Origin of the sequence: Oribacterium sinus (assembly GCF_963537195.1) — a bacterium.
In the GTDB taxonomy this organism is placed as follows: domain Bacteria; phylum Bacillota; class Clostridia; order Lachnospirales; family Lachnospiraceae; genus Oribacterium; species Oribacterium sinus_A.
Genome location: NZ_CAUTEG010000114.1, coordinates 1 through 6730, shown reverse-complemented (window position 1 = coordinate 6730; position 6730 = coordinate 1). Strand labels below are relative to the sequence as shown.

The 6730-nt window shown below is 45.8% G+C and carries 6 protein-coding genes and 1 pseudogene; all 7 read left to right on the top strand.

All coding sequences use genetic code 11. The features are described 5' to 3' along the window. Window positions 1-208, top strand: a pseudogene (locus RYL27_RS10180) (chemotaxis protein CheC); the annotation flags it as partial. Window positions 209-211: 3 nt separating this feature from the next. Beyond that, entirely contained in the window at window positions 212-700 is a 489-nt protein-coding gene (locus RYL27_RS10175) for a chemotaxis protein CheD (RefSeq protein ID WP_007156851.1), read from the top strand. A 79-nt stretch (window positions 701-779) separates the two neighbouring features. Beyond that, on the top strand, window positions 780-1736 hold the full coding sequence (locus tag RYL27_RS10170) for a chemotaxis protein (protein ID WP_308579536.1): 957 nt from the start codon (window positions 780-782) through the stop codon (window positions 1734-1736). A gap of 251 nt (window positions 1737-1987) precedes the next feature. Next, window positions 1988-3094, top strand: coding sequence for a hypothetical protein (locus tag RYL27_RS10165; RefSeq protein ID WP_314967005.1), 1107 nt, complete (start codon window positions 1988-1990; stop codon window positions 3092-3094). 70 nt (window positions 3095-3164) lie between these two features. After that, on the top strand, window positions 3165-3947 hold the full coding sequence (locus tag RYL27_RS10160) for a ParA family protein (protein ID WP_007156848.1): 783 nt from the start codon (window positions 3165-3167) through the stop codon (window positions 3945-3947). Continuing rightward, window positions 3947-4831, top strand: a complete 885-nt coding sequence (locus RYL27_RS10155; RefSeq protein WP_314967004.1) for a late competence development ComFB family protein — start codon at window positions 3947-3949, stop codon at window positions 4829-4831. The genes RYL27_RS10160 and RYL27_RS10155 overlap by 1 nt, the downstream gene beginning before the upstream one ends. A gap of 270 nt (window positions 4832-5101) precedes the next feature. Further along, window positions 5102-6586 (top strand): aldehyde dehydrogenase family protein, encoded by a 1485-nt coding sequence (locus RYL27_RS10150; RefSeq protein ID WP_314967002.1) that lies wholly within the window; start codon window positions 5102-5104, stop codon window positions 6584-6586. Window positions 6587-6730: the final 144 nt, after the last annotated feature.

Here is a 6730-nt window from a genome sequence, read left to right as displayed (position 1 = left end):
GGACTTAAATCTGTCGGTGCCCAGCAGTACAGTGAATATGCTGGGAGGAATTCTTACCGTTCCCATGGTGGAGTTTGGCTATGAAACGGATAAGCTGATGTACTGTAATGCGGAATTTGTCATGGATGGCAAAAGTCTTCCCTCGTGGCTTTTGATGTTACCTGATATAAGCTCCTTGAATACGATTCTGGAAAAGCTGGGAGTGTAAACCATGCTTTTGGAGAAACAACTCAAGGTAGGGATTGGCGACATGAAGCTGACCCGAGGAGAGGGAGTGATCATTACCTACGCTTTAGGCTCCTGTATAGGACTGGCCTTTTATGATTCTTATATCAAGCTGGGGGCACTACTTCATATCATGTTGCCGGAACAGGTCAATTTATCGGATCCCAACGTATTCAAATATGCGGATACCGGGATTAGGGAAACCCTCCGGAAAATGGCAGCCTTCGGTATGGTGAAAAGCCGTACCACGGTGAAAATCGCAGGAGGAGCCAAGATGTTCGAAATCAGCGGAAATGCGGGCTTCGGAAATATTGGACAGCGAAATATTGAAAGTGTTAAAAAAATTCTTCGGGAAGAGGGAATACAGCTGGTGGCGGAAGACACCGGCGCAAATTATGCAAGGACCATGAGTCTGGACACCGGAACGGGGGAAGTATTGATACGGACCTACGGACGGGATGATGTTCGGATTTAAGGATAGATAACAAACTGTAATGCGGGCAAGAGGCTAGTCCCGGGTTCAGGGAAGAACGAAAAGGGAGAGGATTATAGAAATGAAGAAGAAAAACGAAAAGGAAGGCATTTTATTAGAGTCCGGAACCAACGAAATTGAGATTATGAAGTTTCGTGTTCTGGGAGAGTTTTACGGAATCAATGTGGCTAAGGTAAAAGAAATCATGATGACTGAGAAGATTAAGCCTATGCCCCATTCTCATCCTTCCGTAGAGGGATTTTTTAAGCCGAGAGAGCAGCTGATTACCGTAATCAACCTGGCGAACTATCTGACCGGCGCTACACCGGAGCAGGGAGCAAGAGATCTGTTCATCATCACTCATTTTAATAAAATGATGGTAGCTTTCCGTGTGGATTCTATCGAAGGCATCAGCCGTATTTCCTGGCAGAGCATCCAGAAGCCGGATCGTACCTTGGCAAATGGTGCGGAATCCGTAGCTACCGGTATTGCTCAGTGTGATAACCAGCTGGTAACCATCTTGGATTTCGAGAAGATTGTTGCGGAAATTTCTCCGGAAACCAGCATCCAGATTGAAGAAATCGAGCAGATGGGTGAAAGAGACATTACCACAGCTCCGGTAATCATTGCGGAGGACTCTGTACTTCTTCAGAAAATGATCGGTACTTCTTTACAGAAGGCAGGATTTAAGGATGTTAAAATCTTTAACAACGGACAGGAGTGTTGGGACTATCTTTCCTCTCTCAAGAACGATCCGGATCTTTACAGAAAGGCAAATGTCTTAATCACCGATATTGAGATGCCTATCATGGACGGACATCGTCTTACCAAGCTGGTAAAACAAGATATGCGTCTGAAGAGAATTCCTGTTGTAATCTTCTCTTCCTTAATCAACGATCAGATGCGGGTTAAGGGAAAAGAAGTAGGAGCGGACGAGCAGCTGACCAAGCCGGAAATCGGCCACCTGGTAGAGGTTTTGGACGTTTTAATCAAGCGCTTCTTGGAGTCTGAGCATGCAGGCTTCAGAAATGAAGAGTAATCAGGAAAAATTTCACTGAACGGTAGAGTAGTTTGGAAAGTTTTACGGAACGGCAGAGTATGCCGAGTGGCTTATACTGAACAGTAGAGAAGTTAGAAAAATTTCACTGGACAGAAGTGAAAAGATATAATAAGAATTGAGATGGACCAAGGACGGAGGAGCACTTTCAGGAAGAAAGAAGTTCTTTCGTCCTTTTTGTTCAATATACTATACATTGGATTTTGAATTGGGTATAATGAAGGAGATAAGGGATGAAGATTAAAGGATTTATGCAGAAGGAGACAAAGACTCTTTCCCGAAACGGAAAGGACGCTTTGTCCCGTTGTCGCTTTTCCAAAAAGGGTGTAGCTTTCCTGTTTGGTCTTTCCGCATTGTGCTTATCCGCAGTGCCGGCCTTTGCAGAGGTCAGTGCTTCGGACGGAGAATGGGTGCAGCAGGGAGAATCTTGGTATTTTATGCTGGGGCCGAATACTCCTTTGGAAAATGAGTGGATTAACTATAACGGACAGTCCTACCATATCGGAAGCGGCGGCCTGATGACCACAGGAAAGTATGTGGATCCGGAAGACAAGACAGAGTACTTCTTCGATCAGGACGGAAGACTTTTAGAAGAAGAGTTTTCCAAGGACGGTAAGACCTATATCGGGAAGGAAGGAAAAGAGCTTGTAAACTTCAACAAGTATCGTCAGATGCTTAGAGAAGAGCTGGAAAAGGACAAGACCAAGGACTTCGGAAAGAAGCGGGCGGTGGATGTGGCTGATCCGGAAAGCTCCGAAAAGACTCTCACCGGAGAGGAAGTTTTTCCAAAATCCTTTGCCTTAATTGATATGGATCAGGACGGCTATAAGGACCTTGTCCTTTATAAAGAAGCCGTGGAAGAGGGAAAAGAAGAACCGAAATCCGTATTATCCGTTATCCTCTATCAAGAGAAGTTACCAGAGCAGAAGGGAAGTTCTGTAGCACAGAACAAGGAGAGAAGCCTTGCGGCCCTTTTAGAAGAGGAAGCCAACGGCGCTTATCAGGTAGAACTGAGAAAGAACAACTTAACGGGAGAGCCGGTAGTTTATCGGCATAACGGGAACAGCGATTCCATTTTCCGTGTCACAAAGAATGCGGGATTGGAGCAGATTTTCTCCCTGTCCACCGGGGCAAATGCCTACGGAGACCCGGAGTATCGTTCATTTTCCGACAGTATCTCCCAATCCTTGTACCAAAGTGAGCTGCTGACCCTGAAGAATCAATACGGGGAAAGCTATCCGGGAAAGCGTTTTAATCTGGATGAGGCAGGTATCACGGAGGGCTTAAAGAACTTTACAAAGGAAGAACTTTCTTTCTATTCATCACAGGAAGGTGCATAAGAAAAATCTTTTCCCTAAGCATGCTGTTTCGTTTGCTTAGTCAGGATTTTTTGATGCAGGGAGGTTCATTTTGTCAATCATTATCACAGTATCCAATCAAAAGGGAGGCGTAGGAAAAACCACCACCTCGGCAGCCATCTGCGCAGGACTGGCAGACCGGGGAGCGAAGGTTTTGGGCATTGATTTAGACCCACAGGGAAACTTAGGCTTTTGTATGGGCTTAGAGGGAAGCAACCCCACCACCATATTGGATGCCTTACAGGGCAAGGTTCGGGTGCAGCAGGCGATTCGTCGGCTGAAGAAATGCGATATTTTACCCTCCGACATTTCTCTTTCCACCACAGGACTGGAAAAGCTGGCTCCCGGAAAGCGGGAAGTGGCTTTGAAGGAAATGCTGCAACCTTTGATGGATTACTATGACTATGTGGTGATTGATACTCCCCCGGCATTGAATTTATTAACCATCAATGCCTATGCCGTATCGAATTTCTTAATTATTCCCATGTCCTCTGACATCCTGTCTTTGGTGGGATTGTCACAGCTAAGGGAAACTATTGATACGGTAAAACAGGGGCTTAATAAGGATTTAAAGGTCTTAGGGATTCTCTTGAACAAGTTTGACAAGAGAACCACTTTGGCAAGAGACGTGGAGGAAATGGCAGGAGGCCTAGCGGAACAGATTTCCACCAAGGTTTTCGAAACGAAGATTCGTCCCGGAGTGGCCATTGCGGAAGCGCCGGCCCATGGGGAAGATATCTTTTCCTACAACAAACGTTCTCCTGCGGTAACCGATTACGCAAGATTTATTGAGGAAATCGCAGAGGATATCCATTTAAGAGAGGTGATCGGATAATGGCTACAAAGAAGACAACGAAATCCAACAAAACATCCCATGTATTGAATTTATTAACCTCCGCTCCTGTAGCGGAGGAAGGGCTTGAGCAGGCCGGAGGAAGTACACAGGCAAATGCCGGAGGGAATGCTTCCGGAACCCCAGGCGTTACGATAGATCCTGCTATGCTTTCCGACTTCCACGAGGCGGCAAAGAAAACCAAAGAGGCTGCAGAGCACTTTGACGGTGCGGTAAGCAATTTCCAATCTGCTGTGGATAACTTCGATGTGAAGGAAGAGCAGATGAAGGAAGAGCATAAGAAAGAAGCCGAGAAGGCAGAAAAGCAGAAAGAGGAAAAGCAGAAAGAAGAGCTCCAAAGAGCATTAGAAGAGGAAAGTAGGGCGGAGAATCATGAAAAAGAGGAGCCGGCATCCCTTCCTTCCTACAAAAAGAGTAAGATTACCGTTATTGATGAGTCTTCCGAAAATGATAAAATCACCAACGAAATTCAGTTGAATCTGGAGAAGAAGCTTCTGGCGGAATATGATGAGCCGGAACCTGAGTTCCACATTGTAAATGTGATGCTGGATATCCTGAAAACCAAGGACGTACGAGGCCTGATTCAAAAGCACGGAGGCTGTACCTGCGATAAGTGTATTGCCGATGTTACCGCCCTTTCTCTTACCCAGCTTCCTGCGAAGTATGTGGTGCTGGATAAGGATAAGACCTCTCCCATGATCGGTTTCTATCAGAGCAAGTACCAGTCCGACATTTTTGTAGCAATGTTGAAGGCGGTACTGGAGGTTAAGATGCATCCTCACCATGATCCGAACAGAGGTAGAGATACCACCAAGTTTGATGCGGAGGAGAGAAAGAATCTGAAGAATAGTCAGGGGATTGCGTAAGGATTTCTTTTCCCGGTAGCAGTTTAGAGATAAGCGAAATAAGCGAAATAAGCGGAATTATCACATTTTCCGACGTTTCTTGATTACTACAAAATCCCGAAATTGATTCAAAAAATTATATAAACAATTTATATTTATTTAAGGGCTTTCCGAAAGGAAAGTCCTTGTTTTATTTGTATTTATAATGATACAATTATTCCCAGTAAATAGATGGGATATGAAAGAAATATCCCATTTAAACCGGTACAGTTAGCAAAGAAAGGAATTTTTATGGCATACGGATTACAGGAACAGTATGGATTGTTTATTGACGGAGAGTTTTGCGAGAGTTCGGATAAGGCGACCTTTACCACCTATTCTCCTGCTACAGGAGAGGCATTGGCCAAGGTGGCTGAGGCCACAAGAGAAGATGTGGATAGAGCAGTGAATGCGGCATGGAAGGCTTTTGACAGCTGGAAGAAGCTGGATAAAATTCAGCGTTCCAAGATTCTTTTGGATATTGCGGATGTGATTGATAAAAACAAGGAGCATCTGGCAAAGGTGGAGAGTTTGGATAACGGAAAGCCCATCCGGGAAACCATGAATATTGATGTTCCCTTTGCGGCAGACCACTTCCGTTATTTTGCGGGGGCTATCCGTACGGAGGAGGATTCCGCCAATTTCTTTGATGAGAATACTCTCTCCTTAATTATTCGGGAGCCCATCGGCGTAGTGGGACAGATTGTACCCTGGAACTTCCCCTTCCTGATGGCGGCTTGGAAGCTGGCGCCGGTTTTGGCTTCCGGATGTTGTACCGTTTTAAAGACCAGCTCCGCCACACCCCTCAGTGTATTGGAGTTGATGAAGCTGATTAAGGATATCGTACCGAAGGGCGTAATTAACATTATCTCCGGTGCAGGCTCCAAGTCCGGACAGTATATGCTGGAGCATAAGGGATTCAGAAAGCTGGCCTTCACCGGTTCTACAGAGGTGGGCTACAGCGTGGCAAAGGCTGCGGCAGAAAAGTTGATTCCGGCAACCCTGGAGCTGGGAGGAAAGTCTGCCAATATCTTCTTCCCGGATTGTGATTTTGATATGGCTATCGACGGCTTACAGCTGGGAATTCTCTTTAATCAGGGACAGGTTTGCTGTGCAGGCTCCCGTGTTTTTGTCCATGAGGACATTTACGACCGCTTCGTAGAGGCTGCGGTAGAGCAGTTCAATAAGGTGAAGGTGGGAAATCCTTTGGATCCGGATACTCAGATGGGATCCCAGGTCAATGACAGACAGGTGGAGAAGATTCAGTCCTGCGTGGACATCGCAGTACAGGACGGTGCTAAGATTGCCTGCGGCGGAAGAGTCTTTGATGAGGGAGAGCTTTCCAAGGGCGCTTTCTACAGACCTACACTTTTGGTAAATGTAGACAACAGCATGAAGGCGGCAAGAGAAGAAATCTTTGGACCGGTAGCGGTTATCATCAAGTTTAAGACAGAGGAAGAAGTGATTGCCATGGCAAATGACTCCGACTTCGGCTTGGGCGGTGCAGTATGGACCAGAGACATTAACCGGGCTATCCGGGTATCCAGAGCCATTGAAACCGGAAGAATGTGGGTTAATACCTACAATGCCATTCCGGCAGGAGCCCCCTTCGGCGGTTACAAGACCTCCGGCGTGGGAAGAGAAACCCATAAAGTTATCCTGGAGCACTACACCCAGATGAAGAATATTTTGATTAACCTGAAGGAAGAGCCCTCCGGCTTCTATCCGAAGAAGTAAAATACGAAATATCTAAACAAATTTCCAAAGAACAAAATAGAGAAGAGGCTTTAAAAAATCAAAATAGTTTTCTAAGCAATATAGGTCTAAATTTGGGGCACGCTCTCGCTAGCTTCGCCACGTAGCGGATACTAAGCGAAAAAC